Raw genomic sequence first — 13,181 nt, forward strand, 5'->3', positions numbered from 1 at the left:
GCTTTAAGGATCGTCCCAAGGATCGTCCGTGCATGACGACGTACTGAGCGAGCTGCTGCGCCCGCTGTGGCTCACCGACATCTTTCACAGCATGTGGGAGGCCGGTGGAACCTGGGGAGTCAAGGGCCACGACGACAATTGCGCAATAGTTCATTACATGCTCAACAGTTCCTGTGCCATAACCTTCGGCGACGACCCCAAACCGGTGGAACTGCACGAGGGTGACCTGGCGATCTTCCCGCACGGCACCGCCCACACCTTCGCCGCCGAGTACGGCGTACAGGCGACACCACTGTCCGCCCTGGTGCCGCACTGCCGCCCCGGAGAGTCCGGCGTCGTCAGGGTCGGGACACCGCCGTACCGCACACGCATGCTCTGCGCGAGCCTGCACTACAGCGCCATCGGCGAGCCGGGGCTCTACAGCGCCCTGCCCCGGATCATCGTCCTGCGGCGCCACATGCTCGAGGGTGAGCCACTGCTGCTGCGCACCCTGGACTCCCTGCCCTTCGAGATCGGGCGTACGGCGCCCGGCTCCCGGCTCGTGACACTACGGGCCTTCGAAACCGTGTTCGTGCTCTCCCTGCGGATCGCCATGGAGCAACTGGCGGAGGAGTCACCCGCGCTGAGCGCGCTGCACCACTCGGGCATCAGCAAGGCGCTGATGGCGATCCACGGCTCCTACGCCGAGCCCTGGACGGTGGAGTCCCTGTCCCGTGAGGCCGGCATGTCCCGCTCGACGTTCTCGCAGATGTTCCGGGAACTGGTGGGCGAGCCGCCCATGCGGCATCTGACGGTGCGCCGCCTGCAGGAGGCGAGACGACTGCTGGCGGACACCTCCGTGCCGCAGCAGGACATCGCCCAGCGCATCGGCTACCGCAGCCAGGTCGGATTCCACCTCGCGTTCCGCAAGGAGTTCGACATGACCCCCGGTGACTTCCGCTCCCGCGGGGCGTCCAGGACCCGCCTCGTACGGCAGGTCCGGGATGACGGCTAGGCCGGTTCGTTCGGATCACTCCCGCCGGCCGAGATTGTCGTTGATGATGTCCATGTGTCCAACCGCATCAGCGTTCTGATCTCGGCCTTCGGCGTCCTTGCCGGCATGATGCTGCTCGTCGGTGCCGTTCGCGAGCACCGCTCCGGGGCATCGGCTCTCTGGATCGCCGCTGGAGCTGTGATCTTCCTCAGCGCCTTGTACGCGCTCGCACGGGACGTGCGGCGGCTCCGCACAGGGCAGACGACCTGACCTGGAGTTCCAGAGCGGATCGCACTGGGTTCACCTGCCGGAGAAGTACGGCAATTGGCGAGGCGTCCACAACCGGCTGCGGATGTGGGCCCTCGACGGCACCTGGGAGCGGGTGTTCACCGCCCTCATGGCCAAGGCCGACGCCGACGAGGACCTCAACGGGGCCGTCTCGGTGGACTCCACGATCGTGCGTGCACACCAGCATGCCGCCGGGGCCCGCAAAAAGATTCTGTGGCGGCCCACCCTCGACTCAGCGCCCGCCCTGACCCGGCTCCGGCCCTCGACCCGACCCCGAGCATCGTCTGTCGACGCGGAGTCGGCCTCTGCTCCCCCCGGTCGAGACCGTGGACCCGGAGCCCACCTCAGCCCCGGCCTCAGCCCCTGGCCGTCGACGCGGAGTCGGCCTCGTCTCCGGCCCGAGCACCAGGCATGGACGCGGAGCCGGCCTCAGTACCCGGCCCCGGCCCCCTCCCGAGCCCCGGCCCCCTCCAGAGCCACGCTTCCCTCCCGAGCCCCAGCCCCCTCCCGAGCCCCTGCCCCTCTCAAACGCCGGTCCCCTACCGAACCCCGGGCACAGACGTGGCCCCGGCGCCGCCGCCCCCGGCCGTCGGCGCGGAGTCCGAGTCGGCCCCGCCGGGCCGACCCTCCCGCCAGGGCTCCGAGTCGGCCCCGCCGCGCCGGTGCCCCCGCCCGGGCCTCGCCTGTGTCAGCGCCGCCCCCGCCAGCACGATCGCCGCGCCCACGGGTGTCGACCAGGTCAGGGTCTCGCCGAGGATCGCGACGCCGGCGGCCGTGGCGATGACCGGGACGAAGTAGGTGACCATCTGGGCCGTGGTCGGGCCGACCTCGGCGACGATGCCGTATTGGACGAGCATGGCGACTCCCGTGCCGAGGGCGCCCAGGGCGACGATCGCGAGCAGCGGCACGATCGGGAGATGGGTAGGAAGGGAGGTGAACAAGGGTGTGACCACGGCCAGTTGGAGGGTGGCGAGCAGCAACTGAGCCCCGGTCAGAGACAGATGCGAGTGGCCGGTGCCGGCCAGCGTGCGGCGGACGTAGATCCAGCCGATGGGGTAGCTGAGCGAGGCCAGCAGGGCCATCGCCGTGCCCGTGGCGTCCAGGCCGTCGAAGCCCTGCCAGGCTCCGAGGACCGTCAGGACGCCGAGGAAGCCGAGGCCGAGCCCCGCGACCCGGACCCGGGTCGGGCGGTCCTCGGAGAGGGCGACCAGGGACAGCGCCATGCCCCACAGCGGCGAGGTGGCGTTGCAGATGCCCGCGAGGGTGGAAGGGATCGTCAGCTCGGCGTAGGCGAAGAGGGAGAAGGGCAGCGCGTTGAGGAGGAACGCGGCGATCGTGAGATGACCCCATGTGCGTGGCCCGCGCGGGAGGCGTTCCCGTTTGACCGCCATCGCCGCGGCGAGCACCGCCGTGCCGAACACCAGGCGGCCGAGCGTGACCTGGAAGGGGGCATAGCCCTCGGTACCCACCTTGATGAGCAGGAAGCTGAAGCCCCAGATCAGCGCGAGGACGCCGAAGCGCAGACGCCAGTCGAGGGCGGGGCCGGAGCGGGAGGCGGTGACGGAACTCATGCGGACCACGATGGTGCGCCCCACCTCGTAGCACAATCGATATTCCTTACCGGGAATCTCGTAGTATTGCTTACATGTTGAACCTGGAGCGCCTGCGCACCCTGGACGCCCTCGCCCGGCACGGCTCGGTCAGCGGCGCCGCCGAGGGGCTGCACGTCACGACGTCGGCCGTCTCACAGCAGATGTCCAAGCTGGAGCGCGAGGTCGGGCAGCAGCTCCTCGCCAAGAACGGGCGGGGCGTGCGGCTCACGGACGCGGGCCGGCTGCTCGCCGAGCACGCGGCGCGCATCCTCTCGCAGGTCGAACTCGCCCAGTCCGACCTGGAGGCACAGCGCGGCCAGGTCGTCGGCGAGCTCAGACTGTCCGCGTTCCCGACGGCCGCGCGCGGACTGTTCCCCACCGCGCTCGCCGCCCTGCGCGCGCAGCACCCGGCCCTGCGCGTGCGCTCGTGCGAGCTGGAACCGGAGAACGGCATCGCCGGCGTCATCCGCGGCGACCTCGACCTCGCGGTCGTACTCGACTGGTACAACAAGCCGATGCCGCTGCCCGAGGGTCTGGTCAAGGCGCCGATCCTGGAGGACCCCGCCGATGTGGCGATGTCGGTCGGTCACCGGCTCGCCGGCCGCGACGAGGTGGACCTCGCCGAGTTCGCCGAGGACGAGTGGATCACCTGGGGCGAGGGCGAGTTCTGCCACGAGTGGCTGATGTTCACCCTGCGTTCCAAGGGCATCGAGCCGATCGTCGGCCACCGCGCCGCCGAGACGCACACCCAACTCGGGCTCGTGGCAGCGGGGTTGGGGGTGTGCATCGCGCCCCTGCTGGGCCGCCACCCGATGCCCGCCGAGGTCGTCACCGTGCCGCTCCGGCAGCGGGTGCGCCGCCATGTCTACGTCGTCTGGCGCGCGGACGCCGACCGCCGCCCGTCGATTCGGGCGGCGGTGCGGGCCCTGCAGGCGGCGGCGGAGAAGGTGGGCTGAGCTACATCGAACCCAGCTTGCGGAAGTCCCAGGAGACGATCTTCTCCGGCGTCAGCCGCACCCAGGCGTGCCGGCCGTCGTGCGGCATCTCGTCCAGCCGGAAGTTCTTGCGGGCGAACAGCGTCTCGGGCAGGTCGAGTTCGGCGCACAACTCCCCGGTGCGCGGTATCTCGCCCACGAACTCCACGGTCCCGGACAGCTCGACGCCCCGCAGCTCGTCGTACTCCTCGCCCGTGTCCACCACGATCGCCACCCGCGGTTCGCGGCGCAGATCGGCCCACCGCTTGCTGCGCACCACGGAGTAGAGCCACATGGAGGTGCCGTCCCAGACGAACCAGAGCGTGCTCACGTGCGGAGCGCCGTCGGCCGACACGGTGGCGACCCGGCAGGTGCGCTGACTGGTGAGGAACTCGTCCAGCTCACCGGGTGTCATCATGATCTTTCGGCCCCGGCGCTGAGTGACGGTCATGCGTCCCCCTCTTTCTCTCACGTCGTGTCAGAGGAGATCCTCTGACATCACGTCAGAAAAGGATGGGTCGTCTTCCGTCCCCGCGCAATGGTGGCTAATCTCGCCCGCTCCACGCCGTCGGCGACCAGGGGGAACCATGCCGTCGTACGAACGCCTCAGCCAGCTTCTCGATCCCGCGACCACCGTCCTGCTCACCGTCGAGTGCCAGCAGGGCGTCGTCGGAGCGGACGGCGCGCTGCCCGAACTCGCCAAGGAGGCGCGCTCCTCGGGCGCCCTCGCGAACGTCGCCCGCCTGGTCGCCGCCGCACACGAGAGCGGCGTCCAGGTGATCCACGCGATCGCCGAGCGCCGCCCGGACGGCCGGGGCGCGAACCGCAACGCCCGGCTCTTCCGCGCCGCCGAACGGCTGCCCGTCCAGCAGCTGTCGGGCACGACAGCGGTCCGGGTGGCGGCCCCGATCGAGGTCGCCGAGGAGGACTTCGTCGTACGGCGGCTGCACGGACTGTCTCCGATCCAGGGCACCGAGGTCGACGCACTGCTGCGCAACCTGGGCTGCCGCACGCTGGTCGTGACCGGTGTCTCCGCCAACGTGGCGATCCCCAACGCCGTCTTCGACGCGGTCAACCGCGGCTACACCGCCCTCGTACCGACGGACGCCATCGCGGGGGTGCCCTCCGACTACACCCCCGCGATGGTCCGCCACACCCTCGCATTGGTCGCCACGGTCGCGACCACGGACGAGGTGCTGGCCTGTTTCAAGCGGCCCCGCCGCACAGGACGGGCGTGAGGGTCACGCCAGTGTGATCGAGTCCCCGCTGACGGTGATCTGCACGGCGGGCAGCGGTTCCTTCGCGGGACCGCTCTTGACGCTGCCGTCCGTGATGGAGAAGTTGCTGTTGTGACAGGGGCAGTTGATCAGGCCGTCGGCTATGCCCTTGACCGCACAGCCCTGGTGGGTGCATGTGGCCGAGAACGCCTTGAAGTCGCCCGCCGTCGGCTGGGTGACCACCACCTTCTGGTCGGCGAAGACCTTTCCGCCGCCTTCGGGGATGTCGGCGGTCGCGGCGAGCGCGGCGCCACCGGCCCCGGCGCTCTCGGAGGCTCCCGAGCCGCCGCTGCTCGCGTCGCTGCCGGCCTCGGTGCTGCCGGAGCCGCTGGATGAGTCGTCGGAGTCTCCGCACGCGGTCAGCGCGACGGCGAGCCCCGCTGCTCCGGCCGCCGCCACCACGGTTCGACGGGCAGGTCCCGATGCGGGCTTGAACGATGCGCTGGTCATGCTGACGTTCCCTTCGAGCAGGTTGCGTGATCTGGGGTGATGTACGGTCCGCAGGCCTGGCCTGTTCAGACTGTGTCGCGATCTAAACCTGTTCGAGGTCGGGCGGACATAAATCACGGCTGTCGTTCCGCTGTCGGTGCGCGGCGCGACCCCACGGGGGCGCCTCCGGCTTGCGCCAACACCCCCCAGTAGCCTGGGGCGATACTCAAGGAAGTCATCGCGACCCGCTACATCACGCCCCTGCGTGAGGGCGGCTCGCTGCCGGGGCTCGTCGAGGCCGACGACCACGGGACGTACGTCATGGAGTTGTCCAGCTAGTAGCGTGGATCTGCGGTGATCCGCCAGTGAACCCGGTGATGACCTGAGCATGGGCGATCGCGGGCCTCTGGCACCTTCCACGTCTTGATCGATGTCGGCCTGGCCGCCCAAGGCACTCCGCTCCGGGCCGCGGTCAAGCGCCCGCGACGCCGCCGGGTGCCGTCCGGGCGGGGCACTCGCCGGCATGTGTCGCGCGGCTGAGGCCGCGTGGGGGACCGTCGGTCGGCAGGTGCTGCGGGCCTCTGTCGTGTTCGTCCAAGAACGGGGCGAAGGTGACGTCGAGACGGGTGAGCCCGCGGAAGTTGAGGCTGCGCTGCCACTGCGGTGCGGTGCCGTCGAGGCGCAGGCCGGGGAGCCGGGTGAGGAGTGCTTCCAGGGCGATCGCGCCTTCCAGCCGGGCCAGCGCCGCGCCGAGGCAGAAGTGCGGACCGTGCCCGAACGCCATGTGCCGTCCGCCGGGCCGTTCGAAGTCCAGTACATGGGGATCGGGAAACACGGCCGGATCCCTGTTGGCGGCGCCGCAGACGAGGAGCACTGTCTGCCCTTCGGCGATGGTGCGGCCCGCCAGGTCCAGGTCCTGCCGCGCCCGGCGCAGCATCAGCTGTACCGGGGCGTCGTAGCGCAGGAGCTCCTCGACTGCGGCGGGCATCAGATCGGGCCGGCGGCGCAGTTGGTCGGCCGCGTGCGGGTGGCGGAGCAGGGCGAGCGTCGCGTTGCCGATGAAATGGGTGGTGGTCTCGTGACCGGCGATCAGAAGCAGGGCGCAGTTGGCGAGGAGTTCGTCGAAGTCCTGGTCGGATTTCTCTGCCTGTGCGGTCACCAGTGCGCGCAGGGTGTGGGGGGCCGGCGGTACGTCGTGGCGGGTGAGGAGTTCGCGGAGGTAGGCGAGCATGTGCGCCATGCTCTGTGAGGCCGCGCGGTTGCCGTCGGCGTCGAGCCGGGAGTTGCCGATGGCTTCGGCGATCGGCTCGGACCAGGAGGCGAGAGCGGGGCGGACCTGCTGCGGTACGTCGAGGAGGTCGCAGATGATGGTGAGTGGCAGGGGGCGGGCGAGGTCCGCGACGATGTCCATCCGCCCGGTCGGCGCCGCGTGGGTGATGATCCGGTCGACGGCTTCGACGATCCGGGCGCGGAGTGTCGCCACTGCCCGGGGGGTGAAGGCCCTGCTGATCAGGGCCCGCAGCCGAGGGTGGTCGGGGGCGTCGCTGTAGAGCATCTGCCGGCTCAGGACTCGGGCCAGCGGCCGCAGTTCCTCGGGGACGGCCTTGATGTCGGGATAGCGCACTGAGGACAGCCCCGGGTCACCTGCGGCGCTGCTGACCACTGCGTGCCCGGTCGCGATCCAGGCGCCGAGGTGGCGGTCCCAGAAGAGCTCGTCGGTGCTCCGCAGCTCGTCGTAGAAGTCGTAGAGGCGCTCTTGGACTTGGGGCCGAAAGGCCCGCAGCAGCGATGAGGATGTGCGCATCATCCGATCTTAGTGATCTGAGTCGGAATGCAGGGTCCGCGAGGGCGGCCGCATCATCAACAACCTGCACGCGCTGATCGCGGTCGGCGTCAACGCCGACGCTCACCGCGAGATCCTCGGCCTGGACGTCGCCACCGCCGAGGACGGCGCCGGCCGGCTGGCCTTCCTGCGCTCGCTGATCGCCCGCGGCCTGTCCGGCGTCCAGCTCGTCATCTCCGACGCGCACGCCGGCCTGGTGGACGCCGTCGGCGCCGTGCTGCCTGGCGCCTCATGGCAGAGATGCCGCTCCATTACGCCCGCAACCTGCTCTGTCAGGTTCCCAAGTCCGCCCAGCCCTGGGTCGCCACGCTGCTGCGGACCGTCTTCGAACAGCTCGACTCCGAGACGGTCCAGGCCCGGATGCGGCACGTCCTCGACGCCCCGGAGGCCAAGCCCCCCAAGGCCGTCGCCGCCGCACCGACGTGGTCGGGATCTTCCCCGACCTGCCACGCGCTGATCGCGGCGCGGCGTCGGCCTGGACGTCGCCACCGCCGAGGACGGCGCCGGCTCGCACGCGCTGATCGCGGTCGGCGTCAACGCGGTAGCACCGGCATGTGCGTACCCGTCTCAGGCGATGCACGGCCGACGTCCCCAGCCGCAACGCCTGTGGCGGGCCGGTCATAAGCCCACGCAGCCATCGCCGCCCTGGCGGGCGGCCTGGCCGCCGCTTCGGATGCTGAACGGGGACCCTGCCTGGCCGTCCCACGGAGGACTTCGCGGTTACAGTAAGAGAAGCAACACTCAAGAGTGGAGGCGTCATGCTCCTCCTTGGCATCGTTCTGCTGGTTATCGGCTTCGTTACAGGCATATCCGTCCTGTGGACCATCGGACTCATCCTTGCGGTTATCGGCGCGGTCCTCTGGATTCTCGGATCAATGGGGCACGCCGTAGGTGGACGACGGCACTACTGGTGACTTGGCTCCTGCTGGAGTGGCGGATCACCGGCGCAGGCCGCGGGCTGTCGGCTCCGCTGCCGTGGGCTGTCTGAGGCGACCTTCACGCGCTCCATCGGGAGCCGGCGCGGGCCGCAGTTCGGGTGGGGTCACCTCCACAAGCACCCTTTCCTGCTGTAATCCAGCCGCATCCGCCGAGTCCTCGTCCTGACGAACGGCCGGCTCGTCGGCATCGTCACCGACTCCGGCATCAGCCGCGTCACCACCTGGCTCGCCTCGGTCCCGACGACGGGCCCAGCCGCTTCCCAGGCCACACACCGAGCAGCAGGGGGCGGTGCGGCAGTGATCGGCTCGAAGTAGCTGCCCATTGGGACCACCCGGAGGTCACGATGGACATGTGATGACGTCGCTGGATGGGTGAGGCTTCGGCGGTTTGACGAGCACGTGCGCGGCCCCGGACGGGAGGTGTCCCGTCCGGGACCGCGGTGTTGGTCGGGTGCGCCTGACGACGTCCGGGTGGTCGGGGTGCCTGGGCAGCTGGCGGCGTGGTTCTTTACCGCTTGGCGGCATGCTTCACATCTGCGAGATTTGATTTGAATGTCTGAATGGTGAGCTTTGATGGTCTCGTGCATATTGGCCGGAAGGGCGGCCGCGCCAGGAACAGGGAGTCAGCCGCGCCAGGAACGGGGAGTCACATGAGCGTTCACACGTCGTCGCGCAGCCCCGTGGCGCCCCCTGTGGTTCTGACGACGGTCGTACTGCTGGCCGCGAGCGGGTGCGGCGGTTCCGGGAACGGTGCTGTCGAGGGCGATCTGTCCGGCACGATCCGGGCGGACGGTTCCAGCACGGTGGCTCCGCTTTCCACGGCGGCGGCACAGCTGTTCCAGGCGGAGAACCCCGGTGTCAGGGTGACTGTGGGCACCTCGGGTACGGGTGGCGGGTTCGAGAAGTTCTGTGCGGGCGAGACCGACCTCTCCGACGCCTCGCGCCCGATCGATGACGACGAGAGGGTGGCCTGCCGGAGGAACGGCATCGCGTACGAGGAGCTCCACGTCGCCAACGACGGGCTGTCGGTCGTGGTGAACAAGGACAACGACTTCGCCGAGTGTCTGACCGTCGAACAGCTGAAGAAGATCTGGGAGCCGGGGTCGAAGGTCGACAACTGGAACCAGGTCGACCCCAGGTTCCCGGACGAGGAAATGGAGCTGTTCGGCCCTGGCACCGACTCGGGCACCTTCGACTACTTCACCGATGCCGTCAACGGTGAGGAGGGGGCCTCCCGTACGGACTATTCGCCGAGCGAGGACGACAACGTCACCGTTCAGGGCGTGTCCGGCTCCAAGGGCGGCATGGGCTACCTCGGCCTGTCGTACTTCGAGGAGAACAGGGGCGAGCTGAAGGTCCTGAAGATCGACGGCGGTGACGGCTGCGTCGAGCCCACCGCCAAGACCGTGCAGGACGGCAGCTACAAGCCGTTGTCGCGGCCGCTGTTCATCTACCCGAGGGCGTCCTCGCTGGACAAGCCGGAGGTCGAGGCGTTCGTCGAGTTCTACGTGGAGAACAGCGCCGAGATCGCTGAGAAGGCTCAGTTCGTACCACTGAACCAAAAGCAGCAGGACGAGCTGAACAAGGACCTGGACAGACTGCGGGAGCAGCACAGGCCATGACCGCAACGGGCAGCGGGCGCAGGGCCGCTTCGGGAAGCCCCGGCTTTCTGAGGCGGTCCCAGCCGCGCCATGGCGAGAAGGCCATCAAGGTGCTCCTGGTGGCCGCCTCCCTGGTCTCGGTGCTGACCACCGTCGGCATCGTCATCGCGCTCATCCCGCCCGCTGCCGAGTTCTTCGGCAAGGTCAGCTTCGGCGACTTCATCACCGGCACCGAATGGTCGCCGCTGTTCAGGCCGCCGCACTTCGGCGTCCTGCCCCTGGTCACCGGCACGCTGATGGTCACGCTCATCGCGCTGCTAGTCGCCGTGCCGCTGGGCCTGGGCGCGGCGGTGTACCTGAGCGAGTACGCCAGACCCGGGGTCCGCAAGGTCTTCAAGCCGATCCTGGAAGTCCTCGCCGGTATCCCCACCGTCGTGTACGGCTTCTTCGCACTGCAGGCCGTCACCCCGTTGTTGCAGGACATCTGGCCAGGCGGCGAGGGGCCTCAGGTCTTCAACGCGCTCTCGGCGGGCTTCGTGATGGGCATCATGATCATCCCGACGATCGCCTCGCTCTCCGAGGACGCCATGAACGCCGTACCGAACGACCTGCGCGACGGAGCCTTCGCGCTGGGATCGTCCCGCATGCAGGTCGCCACCCGGGTCGTCTTCCCGGCTGCTTTGTCCGGCATCGTCGCCGCGATCGTGCTCGGCGTCTCGAGGGCGGTCGGCGAGACGATGATCGTCGCGATCGCCGCGGGTGGCCGGCCCAACCTGTCCTTCGACCCGCTCGAGGGCATGCAGACGATGACCGCGTTCATCGCGGCGGCCGGCATCGGCGACCTGCCGACCGGCTCCATCGGCTACCAGACGATCTTCGCGGTGGGTTCGCTGCTGTTCGTGATGACGCTGGTGATGAACCTGGTCAGCATCCGTCTGGTGCGCAGGTTCCGGGAGGTGTACGAGTGATGGGCACCCCCGTCCTCGGCAAGGGCCCTCAGGCCGGTGTGCCGGAGGTGCGCCGGCTCAAGGGCGGCGGCACCCCGTTGCGGGAGCGGCTGTTCCAGCTGAGCCTGTGGACCTCGCTCGCCGTCGGTGTGGTCTTCCTCGGCTGCCTTCTCGTCTACGTCGTCGCGGAGGCATGGCCCCGGCTGAACCCCCGGATCCTGACGAACTTCCCCGACATCATCGACCCGTCACAGGCCGGCGCCCAGTCGGCGATCATGGGCACCATCTGGGTCATCGCCTTCACCGCGCTGTACTGCCTGCCCGTCGGCATCCTCACCGCCATCTACCTGGAGGAGTACGCCGACCCCGAGCGCTGGTGGAACCGTGCGATCGAGATCAACATCCAGAACCTGGCGGCGGTCCCGTCGATCGTCTACGGCATCCTCGGTCTCGGCATCATCTCCCGCGGCCTCGGCTTCGGACAGACCGTGCTCACCGCCTCGCTCACGCTGTCGCTCCTGGTCCTGCCCACCGTGATCATCGCCGTGCGGGAAGCGATCCGCGCCGTACCGGCGTCCATCCGCGAGGCGTCCCTGGCGCTGGGCGCCACCCAGTGGCAGACCATCTGGCGCCAGGTGCTGCCCGCGGCCGTACCCGGCATGGCGACCGGCTCGATCCTCGCCCTGTCCCGCGCCATCGGCGAAGCGGCCCCGCTGCTGCTGCTCGGCGGGCTGACCTTCATCACCTTCAATCCGACCGGCCCGGACAGCGCCTTCACGGTGCTGCCGATCCAGATCTTCAACTGGATCAGCCAGTCCCGTGCCGAATTCGTCTCACTCGCCGCCGCCGCGATCGTGATCCTCCTGGTGACCCTGCTGGTCATGAACTCCCTGGCCATCTGGCTCCGCAACCGCTACTCCCACCGCTGGTGACCGCGCCATGACCCCAGAGTCCTCCCGACGCCTCCAACGCCTTCGTCAACGGGCCCTCCGACCCTCGCGGTCGGCCACCGCGACCTCCCCCTCCGACGCCCCCGGCCCCACCGGGGGCACCACCACCCCGCAGGTCGCCTTCCGCGGCGCACCGCCGCTGACCACTCCGGTCTTCGAGGTCGGCAGCCTCTCGGTGTTCTACGGCGACCACGAGGCCGTCCGCGACGTCAACATGACCATCGGCGACCGCCAGATCACCGCGATGATCGGACCCTCCGGCTGCGGCAAGTCCACCATGATCCGCTGCTTCAACCGGATGAACGACCTCATCCCCTCGGCCCGCGTGGCCGGGAAGATCCAATACCACAACGAGAACCTGTACGGGAAGGACGTCGACCCCATCGAGGTGCGTCGTCGCATCGGCATGGTCTTCCAGAAGCCGAACCCGTTCCCGAAGTCGATCTACGACAACATCGCGTACGGCCCGCGGGTCGGCGGATTCAAGGGCAACCTCGACGACCTGGTCGAGGAGACCCTCACCCACGCGGCCCTCTGGGACGAGGTCAAGGACAAGCTGAAAACCTCCGCGCTCGCCCTGTCGGGAGGCCAGCAGCAGCGGCTGTGCATCGCCCGCACGATCGCGGTCAAGCCCGAGGTGATCCTCATGGACGAGCCGTGCTCGGCCCTGGACCCGATCGCCACCGCGAAGATCGAGGACCTCATGGAGCACCTGGCCCAGGAGTTCACCATCGTCGTCGTCACGCACAACATGCAGCAGGCCGCACGCGTCTCGCACCGCACCGCCTTCTTCACCGCGGACGTCGACGACAAGGGCGAACGCCACGGCCGGCTCGTCGAGTACGACGAGACCGAGCGGATCTTCTCCAACCCCTCCGACCAGCGCACCGAGGACTACATCTCCGGCCGCTTCGGCTGACCGATGCCCCGCAGCCCTTGTCCACCGTTCGCACGTCTGGCGCACCTCACGCCCGGTCACGCTCCGGTTGCTGTCCACCGGCGAGCTGCGCTGGTTCTGCGTTGTTGACGCGGACCGGCCCTGCGTGTTCACTTTGAGTAATATCACGGATACTTTAAGTTACTGTTCTTCTGGGATCGAAAGCGGTTGAGCATGGCGGTAGTGCAGAGGCCCGGCATCTGATGGCGGCGGCAGACGGTGATGCCCATTCGCTGCCATCGGTCACGACTGCCAGCGCTGCGGAACCTCTCGTGTCGCCGGTCAGATCGCACACCGAGTGGGATCCGCTGGAGGAGGTCATCGTCGGGCGTCTCGACGGCGCGACGATCCCCGGCCACCATCCGGTCGTCACCTGCAACATCCCGCCCTGGGCGGCGCGCGCGCAGGGGCTCGCCGCCGGATTCAGGTATC

13 protein-coding genes and 2 pseudogenes are annotated in these 13,181 nt (G+C 69.1%); 11 read left to right on the top strand and 4 right to left on the bottom strand.

The features are described 5' to 3' along the window. The first annotated feature begins 28 nt into the window (after nucleotides 1–28). A complete protein-coding gene (locus tag CLM62_RS19920) occupies nucleotides 29–994 on the top strand; it encodes an AraC family transcriptional regulator (protein WP_095751251.1) in 966 nt (321 codons plus the stop codon). Nucleotides 995–1,048: 54 nt separating this feature from the next. Continuing rightward, complete coding sequence (locus tag CLM62_RS19925) at nucleotides 1,049–1,243, top strand: hypothetical protein (protein ID WP_095751252.1); 195 nt, start codon at nucleotides 1,049–1,051, stop codon at nucleotides 1,241–1,243. Between the two features lie 557 nt (nucleotides 1,244–1,800). Here the strand turns inward: CLM62_RS19925 and CLM62_RS19935 are convergent. Next, nucleotides 1,801–2,832: a DMT family transporter gene (locus tag CLM62_RS19935; protein WP_179382154.1), complete on the bottom strand. Its 1,032-nt coding sequence runs from the start codon at nucleotides 2,830–2,832 to the stop codon at nucleotides 1,801–1,803. A 74-nt stretch (nucleotides 2,833–2,906) separates the two neighbouring features. Here CLM62_RS19935 and CLM62_RS19940 point away from each other — a divergent pair, with 74 nt between their 5' ends. Beyond that, the gene (locus tag CLM62_RS19940; RefSeq protein ID WP_095751255.1) at nucleotides 2,907–3,809 is read left to right on the top strand and encodes a LysR family transcriptional regulator; all 903 of its coding nucleotides are present in this window, start codon (nucleotides 2,907–2,909) and stop codon (nucleotides 3,807–3,809) included. Nucleotide 3,810: 1 nt separating this feature from the next. On the opposite strand, the gene CLM62_RS19945 is transcribed toward CLM62_RS19940, so the two are convergent. Then, nucleotides 3,811–4,278, bottom strand: a complete 468-nt coding sequence (locus CLM62_RS19945; RefSeq protein ID WP_095751256.1) for a pyridoxamine 5'-phosphate oxidase family protein — start codon at nucleotides 4,276–4,278, stop codon at nucleotides 3,811–3,813. 136 nt (nucleotides 4,279–4,414) lie between these two features. Here CLM62_RS19945 and CLM62_RS19950 point away from each other — a divergent pair, with 136 nt between their 5' ends. Continuing rightward, the gene (locus tag CLM62_RS19950) at nucleotides 4,415–5,065 is read left to right on the top strand and encodes a cysteine hydrolase (protein WP_095751257.1); all 651 of its coding nucleotides are present in this window, start codon (nucleotides 4,415–4,417) and stop codon (nucleotides 5,063–5,065) included. Between the two features lie 3 nt (nucleotides 5,066–5,068). Here the strand turns inward: CLM62_RS19950 and CLM62_RS19955 are convergent, their stop codons facing one another. Next, the gene (locus CLM62_RS19955) at nucleotides 5,069–5,554 is read right to left on the bottom strand and encodes a Rieske (2Fe-2S) protein (RefSeq protein WP_095751258.1); all 486 of its coding nucleotides are present in this window, start codon (nucleotides 5,552–5,554) and stop codon (nucleotides 5,069–5,071) included. A gap of 451 nt (nucleotides 5,555–6,005) precedes the next feature. Continuing rightward, on the bottom strand, nucleotides 6,006–7,337 hold the full coding sequence (locus tag CLM62_RS19965) for a cytochrome P450 (RefSeq protein ID WP_095751267.1): 1,332 nt from the start codon (nucleotides 7,335–7,337) through the stop codon (nucleotides 6,006–6,008). A 31-nt stretch (nucleotides 7,338–7,368) separates the two neighbouring features. Here CLM62_RS19965 and CLM62_RS19970 point away from each other — a divergent pair. From CLM62_RS19970 to CLM62_RS51615, 7 genes and pseudogenes are all read left to right on the top strand, one after another. After that, nucleotides 7,369–7,897: pseudogene (locus CLM62_RS19970) on the top strand (transposase); the annotation flags it as partial. 237 nt (nucleotides 7,898–8,134) lie between these two features. Next, nucleotides 8,135–8,290 (top strand): DUF6131 family protein, encoded by a 156-nt coding sequence (locus tag CLM62_RS51610; protein ID WP_095751259.1) that lies wholly within the window; start codon nucleotides 8,135–8,137, stop codon nucleotides 8,288–8,290. Nucleotides 8,291–8,964: 674 nt separating this feature from the next. Further along, nucleotides 8,965–9,936 (top strand): PstS family phosphate ABC transporter substrate-binding protein, encoded by a 972-nt coding sequence (locus tag CLM62_RS19985; protein ID WP_095751261.1) that lies wholly within the window; start codon nucleotides 8,965–8,967, stop codon nucleotides 9,934–9,936. After that, nucleotides 9,933–10,883 (top strand): phosphate ABC transporter permease subunit PstC, encoded by a 951-nt coding sequence (gene pstC, locus CLM62_RS19990; RefSeq protein ID WP_095751262.1) that lies wholly within the window; start codon nucleotides 9,933–9,935, stop codon nucleotides 10,881–10,883. Before CLM62_RS19985 ends, pstC begins: the two co-directional genes overlap by 4 nt. Further along, complete coding sequence (pstA, locus tag CLM62_RS19995) at nucleotides 10,883–11,794, top strand: phosphate ABC transporter permease PstA (protein ID WP_095751263.1); 912 nt, start codon at nucleotides 10,883–10,885, stop codon at nucleotides 11,792–11,794. Before pstC ends, pstA begins: the two co-directional genes overlap by 1 nt. Nucleotides 11,795–11,801: 7 nt before the next feature. Beyond that, nucleotides 11,802–12,731, top strand: coding sequence for a phosphate ABC transporter ATP-binding protein PstB (pstB, locus tag CLM62_RS20000; protein WP_257003940.1), 930 nt, complete (start codon nucleotides 11,802–11,804; stop codon nucleotides 12,729–12,731). A gap of 221 nt (nucleotides 12,732–12,952) precedes the next feature. Then, nucleotides 12,953–13,181: pseudogene (locus tag CLM62_RS51615) on the top strand (hypothetical protein); the annotation flags it as partial.

This window comes from Streptomyces sp. SA15 (assembly GCF_002291145.1).
Classification (GTDB): domain Bacteria; phylum Actinomycetota; class Actinomycetes; order Streptomycetales; family Streptomycetaceae; genus Streptomyces.

Bases quoted from the DNA above. Each gene is read 5' to 3' on its own strand.
- CLM62_RS19935 (WP_179382154.1), bottom strand. From the start codon at position 2,832: ATGAGTTCCGTCACCGCCTCCCGCTCCGGCCCCGCCCTCGACTGGCGT.
- CLM62_RS19940 (WP_095751255.1), top strand. From the start codon at position 2,907: ATGTTGAACCTGGAGCGCCTGCGCACCCTGGACGCCCTCGCCCGGCAC.
- CLM62_RS19945 (WP_095751256.1), bottom strand. From the start codon at position 4,278: ATGACCGTCACTCAGCGCCGGGGCCGAAAGATCATGATGACACCCGGT.
- CLM62_RS19950 (WP_095751257.1), top strand. From the start codon at position 4,415: ATGCCGTCGTACGAACGCCTCAGCCAGCTTCTCGATCCCGCGACCACC.
- CLM62_RS19955 (WP_095751258.1), bottom strand. From the start codon at position 5,554: ATGACCAGCGCATCGTTCAAGCCCGCATCGGGACCTGCCCGTCGAACC.
- CLM62_RS19965 (WP_095751267.1), bottom strand. From the start codon at position 7,337: ATGCGCACATCCTCATCGCTGCTGCGGGCCTTTCGGCCCCAAGTCCAA.
- CLM62_RS51610 (WP_095751259.1), top strand. From the start codon at position 8,135: ATGCTCCTCCTTGGCATCGTTCTGCTGGTTATCGGCTTCGTTACAGGC.
- CLM62_RS19985 (WP_095751261.1), top strand. From the start codon at position 8,965: ATGAGCGTTCACACGTCGTCGCGCAGCCCCGTGGCGCCCCCTGTGGTT.
- pstC (WP_095751262.1), top strand. From the start codon at position 9,933: ATGACCGCAACGGGCAGCGGGCGCAGGGCCGCTTCGGGAAGCCCCGGC.
- pstA (WP_095751263.1), top strand. From the start codon at position 10,883: ATGGGCACCCCCGTCCTCGGCAAGGGCCCTCAGGCCGGTGTGCCGGAG.
- pstB (WP_257003940.1), top strand. From the start codon at position 11,802: ATGACCCCAGAGTCCTCCCGACGCCTCCAACGCCTTCGTCAACGGGCC.